Genomic DNA, 14153 nt, shown 5'->3' with positions numbered 1-14153 from the left:
AAAAGTTTTCAAGGAAAGATAGAATGACCGAAATCGAATGGTGGGATTACGAGGATTCCGACGAGCTCGCCAATGCAGTCGCGGGCGACATCCAGTTCGTCATCGAGAGTGCGCTCGATGCGCGCGGCTCGGCGGTGATCGCGCTCGCGGGCGGCAAGACGCCGTTCGCCGCGTATGAGAAGCTAGCCCAGGCCAAGCTCGACTGGAAGAAGGTCACGATCATCCCCGGCGACGAGCGTATCGTGAAGCTCGGCGATCCGCTGTCAAACGTGACCGCGCTGGCCAAGATCTTCCTGCCCAAGGGCGCGCGCGTGAAGCCGATCGTTCCCGAGGCGATGTCGGATTACAAGGCGGCGGGTCGCTCGGCCGATGCGCTGATGCAGGACCTGCACTGGCCGCTCGACTTCTGCCTGCTCGGCATGGGCGGCGACGGGCATACCGCGTCGATCTTCCCCGGCCCCGATTACGACGAGGCGCTGAGCGGTCCAAAGGAACGTCGTGCGCTCGGCGTGATGCCCGATCCGCTGCCGCCCGAAGCGCCGCTGGCGCGCGTGACGCTGTCGGCTGCCGCCATCGCATCGTCGAAGGCGCTGATGATCATGATCACCGGCGACGCTAAGAAGAACGTGCTCGAACAGGCGATCGAACAGGGGCCGTCCTCGTCCTACCCGATCGGTCGCGTGCTGGCCGAAGTCGAGCTGCCGGTCGACGTGCACTGGGCGCCGTGACGATGCTCAACGCCGTCGTCTCCGCAGTCACCGACCGGATCATCGAGCGGTCTCGCGACAGCCGCGCCGCCTATCTCGCGCTGATCGAGCGCGAGGCGGCGGCGCAGGTCCGGCGTCCCGGCCTCGGCTGCGCAAACCTCGCGCACGCCTATGCCGGGACCGAGGAAGACCGCGACGCGATGAAGGCCGATGCCGGCATGAACATCGGCATCGTTACCGCGTATAACGACATGCTGTCGGCGCATGCGGTCTATTACCGCTACCCGGAGCTGATGAAGATTTGGGCACGCGAAGCCGGCGCCACCGCGCAGGTAGCAGGCGGCGTGCCGGCGATGTGCGACGGCGTGACGCAGGGCTATCCGGGCATGGAGTTGTCGCTGTTCAGCCGCGACACGATCGCGCTGAGCACGGCGATTGCCTTGTCGCATGGGACGTTCGAGGGCGCGGCGCTGCTCGGCATCTGCGACAAGATCGTCCCCGGTTTGCTCATGGGCGCGCTTAGGTTCGGCCATTTGCCGATGGTGCTGATCCCCGGTGGGCCGATGCCGACCGGGTTACCCAACAAGGCGAAGGCGGCCGTCCGCGAGAAGTTCGCGGAAGGGCTGGTCGGGCGCGAGGAACTGCTCGAGGCCGAGATCGGCGCGTATCATTCGAAGGGCACGTGCACGTTCTACGGCACGGCCAACACCAACCAGATGATGATGGAGGTCATGGGCCTCCACATGCCGGGCGCGGCGTTCGTCAATCCGGGCACCAAGCTGCGCCAGGAACTGACGCGGGCGGCGGTGCACCGGCTGGCGAAGATCGGCGCACGCGGCGATTCGTACCGGCCGCTCGGCCATTGCGTCGACGAGAAGGCGATCGTGAATGCCGCCGTCGGCCTGCTCGCGACTGGGGGCTCGACCAACCATCTGCTCCACGTGCCAGCGATCGCTCGCGCGGCGGGGATCATCATCGACTGGGAGGATTTCGACCGCCTCTCCTGCGCAGTCCCGCTGATCGCGCGCGTCTATCCGAACGGCTCGGCAGACGTGAACGCGTTCGAGGCTGCGGGCGGCATGCCGTATGTGATCCGCGAACTGCTCGGCGAAGGGCTGCTGCACGGCGATATTATGACGATCGGTGGCGACGATCTGTCGGCGTATGCGAAAACAGCGGTCGTCGAGGGCGACAAACTCGCCTGGCGCGATACGCCCGACAGCGGCGACGAGACGATCCTGCGCCCTGCCACCGCGCCGTTCTCGGCCGATGGGGGCATGCGGATCCTTGACGGCAATATCGGCCGTGCGTGTATCAAGGTCTCCGCGGTCGAGCGCGAGCGCTGGATCGTGGAGGCGCCCGCGATGGTGTTCGACGACCAGCTCGACGTGATCGAGGCGTTCAAGCGCGGTGAGCTTGATAGGGACGTCGTCGTCGTCGTCCGGTTCCAGGGGCCGCGCGCGAACGGGATGCCGGAATTGCACAAGCTGACGCCGCCGCTGGGCGTGTTGCAGAACCGCGGGTTTAAGGTGGCGCTAGTTACCGACGGCCGCATGTCGGGCGCTAGCGGGAAAGTGCCGTGCGCGATCCATTGCTCGCCCGAGGCGCTGCTTGATGGCGCGATCGGGTTGATCCGGGATGGCGACATGATCCGGGTGGATGCGGTCAACGGTACGTTGGAGGCGTTGGTCGATGCGGACGTTTGGGCGACCCGCGAAATGGTCGCGACTCCGCCGCCGGTGAGCGGCATGGGCCGCGAGTTGTTCGGGATGTTCCGCGGGCTTGCCGATGAAGCTGAAAAGGGCGCGTCGGCGATGCTGGCGGGGGCTGGGCTTTAGAACGTCGCACACGCCGCCGTCGCCTCAGCCACACCCCCGTCATCCCGGCGAAAGCCGGGACCTCGCGCCACGAGGACGGACTATGCGGCTTGAGATCCCAGCTTTCGCTGGGATGACGGGGGTGGCGGTAATGATAAAATCGGACGGAGGATGACATGGAAATCGTAGCGGCAGATATCGGCGGAACGCACGCCCGCTTCGCGATCGCCGAGGTCGAGAACGGCCGTGTCGTCTCGCTCGGCGAGCCGGCGACGCTGAAGACCGCGGATCACGCGTCGCTCCAGACCGCGTATCAGGCGTTCGAGGCGGGCCTCGGTCGCCCCCTCCCCCGCGCGCTGGCGATCGCGGTCGCGTCGCCCGTCGCGAACGACGTCATCCGGCTCACCAACAACCCGTGGATCATCCGCAAGTCGCTGATCACCGAGCGGCTGAAGGCGGACCAGTGGGTGGTCGTCAACGATTTCGGCGCGGTCGGTCATGCCGTCGCGCAGGTGCCGAGCAGCGACTTCATCCATCTTTGCGGGCCAGATACCCCGCTGCCCTCCGAGGGGATTACGACGATCTGCGGCCCGGGCACCGGGCTCGGCGTCGCACAGCTGCTGCGGCGTAAGAACGGCTATCAGGTCCTCGAAACCGAGGGGGGGCATATGGACTTTGCCCCGCTCGACGGGATCGAGGACGCGTTGCTGAAGCGCCTCCGCCATACTTTCACGCGCGTTTCGGCCGAGCGGGTCGTCGCGGGACCTGGCATCGTCGCGATCTACGAAACACTTGCCGCCCTGGAGGGCCGCGCGGTCCCCAGCCATGACGACAGGACGATCTGGACGGAGGCGATCGACGGCACCGATTCGATCGCACTCGCGGCGCTCGACCGATTTTGTCTCGCGCTAGGCGCGGTCGCGGGCGATCTCGCGCTCGCGCAGGGCGCAAAAGCGGTCGTGATCGCCGGTGGCCTGGGCTTCCGGATCAAGGACCGCCTGATCCGCTCGGGCTTCGACCAGCGCTTCGTCGCCAAGGGCCGTTTCCAGACGATGATGGCGGCGATGCCCGTCAAGCTCATCACCCATCCCCAGCCCGGCCTGTTCGGCGCCGCGGCGGCCTTCGCACAGGAACACACCCAATGACCGTCACTATCGCAGACATCATGCAGACCAGCGCCGTCATCCCGGTGCTGGTGATCGAAGACGCCGCGCTCGCCCGTCCGCTCGCCGAGGCGCTGGTCGCCGGCGGCCTGCGCGTGCTCGAGGTGACGTTGCGCACCGGCGCGGCACTTGAAGCGATCGCCGAGATGAAGAAGGTGCCGGGCGCGATCGTCGGCGCCGGTACCGTCGTCAACACACAGCAGTTCACGCAAGTCCGCGATGCGGGGGCGGAATTCATCGTGTCGCCGGGGCTGACCGAACGCCTCGCCACGCCGATCATCGAGAGCGGCATTCCGTTCCTGCCGGGGATCGCCAACGCGGCGGACATCATGACGGGGCTCGACCTGGGACTGACGCATTTCAAGTTCTTCCCGGCCGAGGCGAATGGCGGGTTGAAGGCGCTGAAGGCTCTGGCCGCGCCGTTCTATCAATGCAGCTTCTGTCCGACTGGCGGGATTACCGAAGCGAGCGCACCCGAATGGCTGGCGTTCAAGCCGGTGCTTTGCGTTGGCGGGAGTTGGGTGACCGGCGGGACGATGGCCGAGATCGAGATCAAGGCGCGCGCGGCTAACGCGCTGCGGGGGTGACTTTCCTTCCCCCTCCCTGAAAGGGAGGGGCCGGGGGTGGGTCGGCCGCTTGGCGGGCGTGTCGGCAATTGCACACCGACCCACCCCCTACCCCTCCCTTTCAGGGAGGGGGGCCGGACGGTGACTACATCTCGCCGCGGGCTTTGCGGATCGCGTACCATTTCTTCACGTTGGCGTTGTGTTCGGCCAGCGTGTTCGCGAACACGTGGCCGCCGGTGCCGTCTGCTACGAAGTAGAGCGCCTGGGTCTGCGCCGGGTCGAGCACCGCGTCGATCGAGGCGCGGCCGGGGTTGGCGATCGGGCCGATCGGCAGGCCGGCTTCGGCATAGGTGTTGTAGCCGTTCTTTGCGTGAAGTTCGGAGCGCAGGATACGGCGGCCGAGCGGGCGGCCCTTGGTGATCGGGTAGATCACGGTCGGGTCCGCCTGGAGCGGCATGCCGTTGCGCAGGCGATTGCCATAGACCGCGGCGACGGTGCGGCGTTCGGAGGGCTTGCCGGTTTCCTTCTCGACGATCGAGGCGAGGATGATCGCCTGTTCTGGCGTCGTCACCGCAATGCCGGGCTTGCGCGCCGCCCATGCCTTGGCGAGATACGCCTTCATCGCCGCCTGCATCTGCGCGACCACCGCCGCACGCGTGTCGCCGCGTTCGAACGCATAACTGTCGGGGAGGATCGAGCCTTCTGCGGGAACCGGTACGGTCCCGGTGAGCCCTTCCGCCTTCATCAGAGCGCCGTGGACCAAGACAGAGGGATAGCCCTCGGGCACCACTACCAGCCGCTGGACGACCTTGCCGCCCTGCATGAGTTTCAGGATGTCGGACGGGCTGGCATGTGCGGGGATTTGGTATTCACCTGCCTTGATCGGATCACCCGAGCCGAACACGCGCGCGTAGAGGCGGAACCGTGTGGCGGACCGGATCGCGCCGGCCTTTTCGAGTTCGACCGCCGCGGCTGCCAAACTCGAACCTTGGGGAACCTGGACCGACAATGCGCGCGGCGCTGGCCCCGCGCCGCCCCAGCCTTGGACGACCAGGAACAGCGCGACGACCGCCACCAGGCCTAAGACGAGTCCGAAACAGCCGACCTTGCGCACTATAGTTCCCCGGCGGAGGCCGGGGCCCAGTTGGGCAGGCCCTCCGATAAATCGCACCAATCACCCAACTGGACCCCGGCCTTCGCCGGGGAACAGGATTACTGGACCTTCGTCATCACCAGCGACGCATTCGTGCCGCCAAAGCCGAACGAGTTGTTCAGCACCGCACGGACTTCGCGCTTCTTCGCCACGTGCGGAACGAGGTCGACCCCCACGCAGCTGTCACTCGGATTGTCGAGGTTCAGCGTCGGCGGAACGATCTGGTCGCGCAGCGCCAGGATGCAGAAGATGCTCTCGACCGCGCCGGCGCCGCCGAGCAGATGGCCAATCGCCGACTTGGTCGACGACATCGACAGACCCGAGATCGCATCGCCGAACAAACGGCGCACCGCGCCCAATTCGAGCTCGTCACCCAAAGGCGTCGAGGTGCCGTGCGCGTTGATGTAGTCGATGTCTTCTAGCTTCAGGCCCGACTTCTTGATCGCCATCTGCATCGAGCGGAACGCGCCGTCACCTTCCGGATGCGGCGCGGTCACGTGATACGCGTCGCCCGACAGGCCGTAGCCGATCACCTCGGCATACATCTTCGCACCGCGCGCCTTGGCGTGCTCATATTCCTCGAGCACCAGCACGCCGGCACCCTCGCCCATCACGAAGCCGTCGCGGTCCTTGTCGTAGGGACGCGAAGCCTTCTCGGGCGAATCGTTGAAATTGGTCGACAGCGCGCGTGCCTGCGCGAACCCGGCGATGCCGAGCGGGCAGACGGTGCCCTCCGCGCCGCCCGCGAGCATCACGTCGGCATCGTCCATCGCGATCATCCGCGCGGCATCGCCGATCGCGTGCGCGCCGGTCGAGCAGGCGGTGACGACCGCGTGATTCGGACCGCGCAGGCCGTATTTGATCGAGACCTGGCCCGAGATCAGGTTGATCAGACGACCGTGGACGAAGTGCGGCGAGACGCGACGCGGGCCCTTGGTGTGGAGAACGATCGATTCGCTCTCGATCCCCGGAAGCCCGCCGATACCCGAGCCGATCGAGACGCCGGCACGCCAGCTTTCCTCGAGCGTCATCTCGGTGAGGCCGGCATCTTCCAAGGCCTGACCAGCGGCGTCGATGCCGTAGATGATGAACGGATCGACCTGGCGCTGGACCTTGTGGTCGACGCGCTTGCCTGGATCGAAGCCGTACTCGTGGTCGGCCGGCTTCACCTCGCAGGCGATGCGGCACACCTGATCCGACGCGTCGAAGCGCGTGATCGGGCCCGCGCCCGACTTGCCGGCGAGGATATTCGCCCAGGCCGTTTCAACATCCGCCCCCAGGGGGGTGACCAGGCCTAGCCCGGTTACGACGACACGCCGCATGGCTTCAAACTCCGTCTGCTCTCAAAACGAAACGGCTCCCCGCCCTCTTTGCCCAAGGACGGGGAGCCGCTCAAATCACACCCATCAGGGCAGGTCCAAAGGTTTGAACCCTAGACCCTGATCAGGCCTTGTGCTCGTCGATGTAAGTGATCGCATCCTTGACGGTTGCGATCTTCTCGGCGGCATCATCGGGGATCTCGACACCGAATTCTTCCTCGAACGCCATGACGAGTTCGACGATGTCGAGGCTGTCTGCGCCTAGGTCGTCGATGAAGCTCGCGTCCTCGGTCACCTTGTCGGCTTCGACGCCGAGATGCTCGACGACGATCTTCTTCACGCGGTCAGCGGTCTCGCTCATGGTAGTTCCCTCTTCAAATCTGGGGGTTTTCGGTATTTCCTGAACGCACCTAGAACGCGGCAGTTCAGCGCGCAAGTTCAGATCATCACCATCCCGCCGTTCACGTGCACGGTTTGTCCCGTGACGTAGCCGGCTTCACGGCTCGCGAGATACACGATCGCGGCGCCGATGTCTGCGCCTTCGCCGAGGCGACCGGCGGGAATCTTGGTGGTGAGCGCCGCCTTCTGCGCCTCGGGCAGCGCGTCGGTCATCGGCGAGGTAATGAAGCCGGGCGCGACGCAATTGACGGTGATGCCGCGGCTGGCGAGTTCCTGCGCCATCGATTTCGACATGCCGATCAGGCCGGCCTTCGACGCGGCGTAGTTCGCCTGGCCGGGATTGCCGGTGACGCCGACGATCGAGGTGACCGAGATCATCCGGCCGAAGCGCGCCTTCATCATCGGCTTGGCGGCGGCGCGCATGAGGCGGAACGCGGCTTCGAGATTGACGCGGATGACGCTGTCCCACTCGTCGTCCTTCATCCGCATCGCGAGGTTGTCGCGGGTGACGCCGGCGTTGTTGACGAGGATGTCGAGCTTGCCGAGCTTCTCGACTGCTTGGGGGACGAGGGCGTCGACGGCGGCGGCGTCGGAGAGGTTGCAGGGGAGCGCGACGTGGTCGCCGCCGAGGCTGGCGCGGAAGGCTTCGAGTTTTTCGGCGTTGGAGCCGGATACGGCGAGGCGCGCGCCTTGGGCGGCGAGGGCCTTGGCGATCTCGGACCCGATCCCGCCGGATGCCCCGGTGACTAGGGCGGTCATGCCTGTGAGGTCGAACATTTTGGTCTCCATTAGATTTTGTTCACGCGAAGGCGCGATGGCGCGAAGGGGGTGTAGCCGTTGACGATCCGGCGGAGCCCCTCCTTCAGCGTTTCGCCTCCGAAGTTGATCAGCAGCCCCAAGGGCTGTTTGGTTAGTCGCAGATACGTCAGCAGTTGCTTTGCGTGAGCGGCGTTCAGCCGCTCGACCGATTTGATTTCGACGAGCAGCCGATTGCCGATGATGAGATCGATGCGAAACGCGGCATCAAAGTGCAGTCCCTCGAAATCGATCGAGACAGAGCGTTGCCGCTCGACCTGATATCCCATACCGGCGAGTTTGCTCGCCAACACAGTCTCGTAGACGCTTTCAAGCAATCCAGGCCCAAGCTCCCGGTGAAGGCGAAGCGACACATTAATGACGTCGGAAGCGGCAGCCTCAAGATCCATCATCTTTGCGCCTTTGCGCCTTCGCGTGAATCACATGTTCTTCACGAATTCCTCGATGTCGTCCACCGTGATGACGCTAGTGGTCTCGACGTCAGGGGCGATGCGCTTGACCATCGGGCTGAGCACCTTGCCGCCGAATTCGACGAAGTGCTCGACGCCCGCCGCGTGCATCGCCAACACCGATTCGCGCCAGCGGACCATGCCGGTGACCTGCTGCACCAGCAGGTGACGGATCGCACCGGGGTCGGCGACCGCGGTCGCGTCGACGTTGGCGAAGACCGGGACCAGAGGCGCGCGGAGGTCTGCGTCCAGGAGGGCGGCTTCCATCGCTTCGGCGGCGGGCTGCATGAGGGGGCAGTGGAAGGGGGCGGAGACGGGCAACAATACCGCACGCTTGGCGCCGAGGTCCTTGGCCAGCGTGATCGCCTTTTCGATGGCGAGGCGGTGGCCGGAGATGACGACTTGCGACGGATCATTGTCGTTTGCGACGGTGCAGATCAGTTCGGGGCCGCCTTCCCCGAGGATCGCGTCGACGGCGGCGCCGGCGATGACCTGCGCTTTTTCGAGGTCGGTGCCGAGCAACGCGGCCATCGCGCCCTCGCCTACCGGCACGGCGGCCTGCATCGCGCGACCGCGGAGTTTCAGGAGGCGCGCGGTGGTCGAGAGGTCGAGCGCACCAGCGGCGCACAAGGCGGTGTATTCGCCGAGGCTGTGGCCGGCGACGTAGTCGGCCTTGTCGGCGAGGCGGATGCCGCCTTCCTTCTCGGCGACGCGCAGGGTGGCGATCGCGTTCGCCATGATCGCGGGCTGCGCGTTCTCGGTGAGGAGCAGGTCGTCGGCTGGACCCTCGCTCATCAGGCGAAACAGATGCTGGCCGAGCGCCTCGTCGACTTCGGCGAAGACCTCGCGGGCGGTGGCACTGGCGTCGGCGAGCGCCTTGCCCATGCCGACAGACTGGCTCCCCTGGCCGGGGAAGATGAACGCGCGCATGACCTCTCCTCTAAGTTGGGTCTTCGTTTGAGCGCGGGGCCTAGAAAGGTGCGCGGCGAGTTGCAACTGCGCGAACCTGAACGAAGCCGGCGCGTTTGCGACAAATGGCGACCATTTCGCGCAGGCTGCGACATGCACCTGCGACAATCCGGTCCCAGATTAGGGATGACGCCGCAAAACGGCGCCGTGTTTCAAACGGGAGATTACCCATGAAGAAGTTCATCCTCAGCGCACTTGCCGCTACCCTCGTCGCCAGCCCGCTGCTCGCCGCCGCGCCCGCCGAGGCACAGCAGCGCCGCGAAGTGACCACCGTGCGCCAGAACAACAATGGCCGCACCGTCGTCACCAAGAAGACCGTGGTCCGCCCGAACCAGTATCGCAACTGGCGCGCCGGCCAGCGCTTCGATCGCCGCTATGCGCAGAACTACCGGGTGATCACGACGTATCGCAACTATCGCCTCGCCGCCCCGCCGCGTGGCAGCCAGTGGGTTCGCTCGGGCAACGACGCGCTCCTGATCAACGGTCGCGGCAACGTGGTCCAGGTTCGTGGCGGCGCGTTTCGGTAAACCCAACGCCAACCTTGCCTTTGCCGGATAATCGGCTAAGGCCCATTGCAACCGGGGTGAGAGATTCGCGTCTCTCGCCCCTGTTTGCATTCTAGACGCCGTTTTCTAAGACGACAGCCGGAGGGGTGCACGCATGGGGCGTGTATCAGCGATCGGCCAAGACGAAGGACAAGACATGGCTCTTTACGAGCACGTGTTCCTTGCGCGCCAGGATCTGGCACAAGCGCAGGTGGACGCACTGGCGGAAATCGCCACCAAGATCGTGAACGACAACGAAGGTCGGGTCGTAAAGACCGAGAACTGGGGCCTGCGTTCGCTGGCGTACAAGATCGCCAAGAACCGCAAGGCGCACTATGTCATGCTCGAGATCGATGCCCCGGGCAGCGTGATCGCAGAACTGGAGCGCCAGACCCAGATCAACGAAGACATCATCCGTTACATGACGGTCAAGGTCGACACCCTCGAAGAGGGCCCGACCGTGATGATGCGCAAGCAGGATCGTGACCGCGAGCGTCGTGGCGACCGTGAGGGTGGCCGTGGCGACCGTCCGGATCGTGGCGATCGTCCCGATCGTGGCCCGCGCCGCGACCGTGAAGAGGGAGCAGAATAACCATGGCACGTCCATTCTTCCGCCGCCGCAAGAGCTGCCCATTCTCCGCTAAAGATGCTCCCCGGATAGACTATAAGGATGTCCGGTTGCTGCAGGGCTTCGTGTCCGAGCGTGGCAAGATCGTCCCTTCGCGCATCACGTCTGTTGCAGCGAAGAAGCAGCGCGAACTGGCCCAGGCCATCAAGCGTGCGCGTCATCTGGGCCTGCTGCCCTACATCGTTAAGTAAGGAGGGCTCCCCATGGACGTCATTCTGCTGGAACGCGTCGAGAAGCTCGGCGCCATCGGCGACGTGGTTAAGGTAAAGGACGGCTACGCCCGTAACTTCCTTCTCCCGAACAAGAAGGCCCTTCGTTCGAACGACGCGAACCGCAAGGTATTCGAGTCGAACCGTGCGAAGATCGAATCGGACAACGCATCGCGTCGCAGCGATGCCGAGACCGAAGCGAAGACCTTCAACGACGCGACCGTGACCCTGATCCGTCAGGCGTCGAACACCGGTCAGCTCTACGGTTCGGTCGCGGTTCGCGATCTGGTCGATGCGCTGGTGGCCGACGGTCACAAGGTCGGCAAGTCGGCGATCGTCCTCGATCGTCCGATCAAGGCGATCGGCGTGTATACCGTCAAGGTTGCGCTGCATCCTGAAGTGTCGGTGTCCGTCAAGGTCAACGTCGCACGCTCGCCTGAAGAGGCCGAGATGCAGGCTTCGGGCGTCGACGTGATGTCGTCGATGTTCGAGCGCGACGAGGCTGGCTTCGTCGAGGATTACGATCCGAACGCAGAGCCCGGCGCGACCGCCGAAGCACCGCGCGACCAGGAGGAAGAGGCGCAGGGTTGATCCCTTCGCTTCCCTTCTAGCCGATACAGGAAGGCCCGCCCGGAGTGATCCGGGCGGGCCTTTTCGTTTGTGTCTGCGCGACGGTTATCAGGGGCAGGTGACGCAGGCGCCGATCATGGCGGCGAAGGGGATCAGGGCGCAGAGGACGGGGACTAGGGTTTTCATGGCCGAGTGACTCTTCGAGGGGGTGTTGCCGAGGTTAATGCGCGGCGTTGGGAAAGGTTTCCGAGAGGTGAACGAATTTTGTACCGATCGGTTTTTGGGAGACAAGTAACGCTACCTTCCTACCTCCCCGGCGAAGGCCGGGGCCCAGTTGGGAAAGCTAGAGTAACGGATCGCAGCGTCCATCATTCGCGTCCCCCAACTGGGCCCCGGCCTTCGCCGGGGTGGTGGTATTGGAAGGTCAGCTTTCGACGTTTTCTGGCTTCTCGATCAGTGCCGGCCCCTCGCCTAGCGCTAGCGCTTCTACCAGCGGCACGTCCTCAAGATCGCGTGGGCCCGTCTCGATATTCAGATCGCGAAATTTTCGGCCCGTGCCCATCAATCGACTATTGAACGAGTTGGTGAAGCCGTTGAAGTTCTTCACCGCGCTGTTGAGGCCGACGCCGACTTTCCGCAGGTCGTCAGCGACCTTGGCGAGGCGGTCGTGCATTTCCTTGCCGAGTTCTCCGATCTTCCGTGCTTCGTTGGCGAGTTTCTCTTGGCGCCATACCGCGGCCACGGTGCGGGCGATCGCGATCAGGTTGGTCGGAGTTGCCAGCAGCACGCGCTTTTCGAACGCGAAGTCCCAGAGTGTCGGGTCGTGTTCGAGCGCCGCAGACAGGAAGTGTTCGCCGGGGACGAACATGATGACGTAGTCGGGCGTGTCGGCGAACTGGCTCCAATAGGCCTTGTTGCCGAGGCCATTGACGTGGGCGCGCATGGATGCGGCGTGCGCGGCGAGTCCGATCAGGCGTTCGGCGTCGTCGACTGCGCCGAAGGCGTCCTGGTAGGCGTTGAGTGAGACCTTCGCGTCGATCACCAGCGCCCGGCCACCGGGGACGCGGATGATCGCGTCGGGGCGGAGGCGGGCGCCGTCGTCGCCGACTGCGACCGAGACCTCGGTCTGGAAGTCGGTGTGTTCGCTGAGCCCGCAGGTTTCGAGGACGTTCTTGAGCTGCTGCTCGCCCCAGCGGCCGCGCGACTTGGGGGCGTTGCGGAGCGAGTTGACGAGCTTAGCGGCTTCCGTGGAGACTTTTTCCTGGCCGAGGCGCATCTGTTCGATCTGGCCCTTCAGGTCGCCGAACGCGTCGCGGCGCTCGGCTTCGACCTTGGCGACGCCTTCTTCGTAGCGTTGCAGGCGATCGCTGACCGGTTGGAGCATCGATTTCAGGTTGAGGCCGGCGGATTCCTCGGACTGGCGGAAGCGGGCGTCGGCGCGTTCGAGGAAGGTCTTCTGCGCGTCGCTGAGTAGCTTGTTGGCGACGTCGCCGAACTGCGCGGCCATGACGTCCTTCGCCTCGCGGAGTTCGAGCAGGCGCGCTTCGAATGCCTCGCCTTGGGCTTTCAGCGTGGCGATTTCGGTGCGGGCGGCGTCGCGGTCGGTACGGATCGTCGCGAGATCGAGGCGGAGACGATCGGTGTCGGTGGCGCGCTCGGCGTTCTGCGCGCGGAGCGTGGCGAGGTCCTGCATCGCGGCGTTGCGTTCGCGTTCGACGGCGTCGCGCGCGGTGCGGATGAGGTCGGCGTCGGCGACCTTGGTCTGCGCGACGGCGAGTTCGCTGGCTAGGGTGGCGGCTCGGCGGGAGGCCAGGAGCCAGCCTAGGAGGATGCCGGCGGCTAGCGCGAGGACGGCGATGATGGCGAACTCAGCCATTTTGCGCCACCGGAATGGGAGTGAAGTATAGGAAGTATAGACGCTGGCGTAGCATTCCCTGGGGGGGAAATGGGCGCGTGAGCGTGCGGGTTTGGGAGGGGGATGGAGACGTCATGCGTGGAACATACGTCGAACGGTTGATGTAGGACAATCGGAATATTGTCTGCTGCGAAGGCAGGAGCCCAGGGTTACGGGCGGGGGCGTTCGTGGTCCTGGGCCCCCGCCTTCGCGGGGGAACTGGGGTGGGGGCGAACTCCAGAGAGTCAGTACCCGCTAAAATATACCACCCCGGCGGAGGCCGGGGCCCAATTGGAAAGGTTGCAGTGACGAGAGCCTGCGCTCAGTTGGCGATGTCCCCCAATTGGGCCCCGGCCTTCGCCGGGGTGGTCGCTAGCTAGGCGAGCGGGTCGCTATACAGTCGCATCACCCGAGCCCCCTCACCCCAGCTTGCGCATCTTCGCCAGCTTCTTCATCACCATGTCGCGCTTCAGGCGGCTGATGTGGTCGATGAACAGCACGCCGTCGAGATGATCGATCTCATGCTGCATGCACGTCGACAGTAGGCCGTCGAAATCTTCCTCATGCGCCGCGCCGGTCTCGTCGAGCCACTTCACGCGACACCGCGCCGGCCGTGCGACCTCGGCATATTGCTCGGGGATCGAGAGACAGCCCTCGTTGTAGGTGGAGACCTCGTCGCTGACCGACAGGATCTCGGCGTTGATGTACGCCTTGGGGTTCTTGATCGGCTTGTCTTCCTCGTCCTTCTCCTCCTGGAGATCGATGACGAGGACGCGCTTCTGGACGCCGACCTGGGTGGCTGCGAGGCCGATGCCGTTGAAGTCGTACATCGTCTCGATCATGTCGGCGACGAGCGTGCGGATGGAGTCGTCGACCGTCTCCACCGGCTCGGCGACAAGGCGCAGGCGGGGATCGGGGACTTCGAGAACGGTCATGACGGTCATCCTGC

General features: G+C 65.1%; 16 protein-coding genes. 8 read left to right on the top strand and 8 right to left on the bottom strand.

The genetic code is table 11. The features are described 5' to 3' along the window. Positions 1–23 precede the first annotated feature (23 nt). The 4 genes from pgl to eda all read left to right on the top strand — a co-directional run bounded on the left by pgl (position 24) and on the right by eda (position 4274). Positions 24–728 (top strand): 6-phosphogluconolactonase, encoded by a 705-nt coding sequence (gene pgl, locus QFZ54_RS02575; protein ID WP_307084142.1) that lies wholly within the window; start codon positions 24–26, stop codon positions 726–728. Positions 729–730: 2 nt separating this feature from the next. Further along, positions 731–2545 (top strand): phosphogluconate dehydratase, encoded by a 1815-nt coding sequence (gene edd / locus QFZ54_RS02570; RefSeq protein ID WP_307084140.1) that lies wholly within the window; start codon positions 731–733, stop codon positions 2543–2545. Between the two features lie 155 nt (positions 2546–2700). Next, positions 2701–3669, top strand: coding sequence for a glucokinase (gene glk, locus QFZ54_RS02565; protein ID WP_307084138.1), 969 nt, complete (start codon positions 2701–2703; stop codon positions 3667–3669). After that, entirely contained in the window at positions 3666–4274 is a 609-nt protein-coding gene (gene eda / locus QFZ54_RS02560; RefSeq protein ID WP_120299114.1) for a bifunctional 4-hydroxy-2-oxoglutarate aldolase/2-dehydro-3-deoxy-phosphogluconate aldolase, read from the top strand. The genes glk and eda overlap by 4 nt, the downstream gene beginning before the upstream one ends. A 124-nt stretch (positions 4275–4398) precedes the next feature. On the opposite strand, the gene mltG is transcribed toward eda, so the two are convergent. The 6 genes from mltG to fabD all read right to left on the bottom strand — a co-directional run bounded on the left by mltG (position 4399) and on the right by fabD (position 9319). Continuing rightward, positions 4399–5367, bottom strand: a complete 969-nt coding sequence (gene mltG, locus QFZ54_RS02555) for an endolytic transglycosylase MltG (protein ID WP_307084135.1) — start codon at positions 5365–5367, stop codon at positions 4399–4401. Between the two features lie 98 nt (positions 5368–5465). Next, positions 5466–6728 (bottom strand): beta-ketoacyl-ACP synthase II, encoded by a 1263-nt coding sequence (gene fabF / locus QFZ54_RS02550; protein ID WP_121904024.1) that lies wholly within the window; start codon positions 6726–6728, stop codon positions 5466–5468. A gap of 121 nt (positions 6729–6849) precedes the next feature. After that, positions 6850–7086, bottom strand: coding sequence for an acyl carrier protein (locus tag QFZ54_RS02545; protein WP_031393971.1), 237 nt, complete (start codon positions 7084–7086; stop codon positions 6850–6852). Between the two features lie 77 nt (positions 7087–7163). Beyond that, on the bottom strand, positions 7164–7901 hold the full coding sequence (gene fabG, locus QFZ54_RS02540; RefSeq protein WP_307084129.1) for a 3-oxoacyl-[acyl-carrier-protein] reductase: 738 nt from the start codon (positions 7899–7901) through the stop codon (positions 7164–7166). A gap of 11 nt (positions 7902–7912) precedes the next feature. After that, the gene (locus QFZ54_RS02535) at positions 7913–8332 is read right to left on the bottom strand and encodes a GxxExxY protein (RefSeq protein ID WP_307084127.1); all 420 of its coding nucleotides are present in this window, start codon (positions 8330–8332) and stop codon (positions 7913–7915) included. 27 nt (positions 8333–8359) lie between these two features. Further along, positions 8360–9319, bottom strand: a complete 960-nt coding sequence (gene fabD, locus QFZ54_RS02530; protein WP_307084125.1) for an ACP S-malonyltransferase — start codon at positions 9317–9319, stop codon at positions 8360–8362. Positions 9320–9528: 209 nt separating this feature from the next. On the opposite strand from fabD, the gene QFZ54_RS02525 reads away from it, so the two are divergent. From QFZ54_RS02525 to rplI, 4 genes are all read left to right on the top strand, one after another. Beyond that, positions 9529–9885, top strand: coding sequence for an RcnB family protein (locus tag QFZ54_RS02525; RefSeq protein WP_307084123.1), 357 nt, complete (start codon positions 9529–9531; stop codon positions 9883–9885). Between the two features lie 175 nt (positions 9886–10060). Beyond that, on the top strand, positions 10061–10495 hold the full coding sequence (rpsF, locus tag QFZ54_RS02520; RefSeq protein ID WP_132739164.1) for a 30S ribosomal protein S6: 435 nt from the start codon (positions 10061–10063) through the stop codon (positions 10493–10495). A gap of 2 nt (positions 10496–10497) precedes the next feature. Further along, positions 10498–10722 (top strand): 30S ribosomal protein S18, encoded by a 225-nt coding sequence (gene rpsR, locus QFZ54_RS02515; RefSeq protein ID WP_031393978.1) that lies wholly within the window; start codon positions 10498–10500, stop codon positions 10720–10722. Between the two features lie 12 nt (positions 10723–10734). Further along, positions 10735–11331 (top strand): 50S ribosomal protein L9, encoded by a 597-nt coding sequence (gene rplI, locus QFZ54_RS02510; RefSeq protein WP_307084114.1) that lies wholly within the window; start codon positions 10735–10737, stop codon positions 11329–11331. Positions 11332–11734: 403 nt separating this feature from the next. Here the strand turns inward: rplI and rmuC are convergent, their stop codons facing one another. Both rmuC and def read right to left on the bottom strand, forming a co-directional pair. Further along, a complete protein-coding gene (rmuC, locus tag QFZ54_RS02505; RefSeq protein ID WP_307084112.1) occupies positions 11735–13186 on the bottom strand; it encodes a DNA recombination protein RmuC in 1452 nt (483 codons plus the stop codon). A gap of 437 nt (positions 13187–13623) precedes the next feature. After that, positions 13624–14148 (bottom strand): peptide deformylase, encoded by a 525-nt coding sequence (gene def / locus QFZ54_RS02500; RefSeq protein ID WP_307084110.1) that lies wholly within the window; start codon positions 14146–14148, stop codon positions 13624–13626. Positions 14149–14153 lie beyond the last annotated feature (5 nt).

It is taken from the genome of Sphingomonas faeni, from assembly GCF_030817315.1.
Lineage (GTDB): Bacteria > Pseudomonadota > Alphaproteobacteria > Sphingomonadales > Sphingomonadaceae > Sphingomonas > Sphingomonas faeni_C.
The sequence above is the reverse complement of the archived record's forward strand: the minus strand, read 5'-3'. Positions and strand labels throughout refer to the sequence as shown.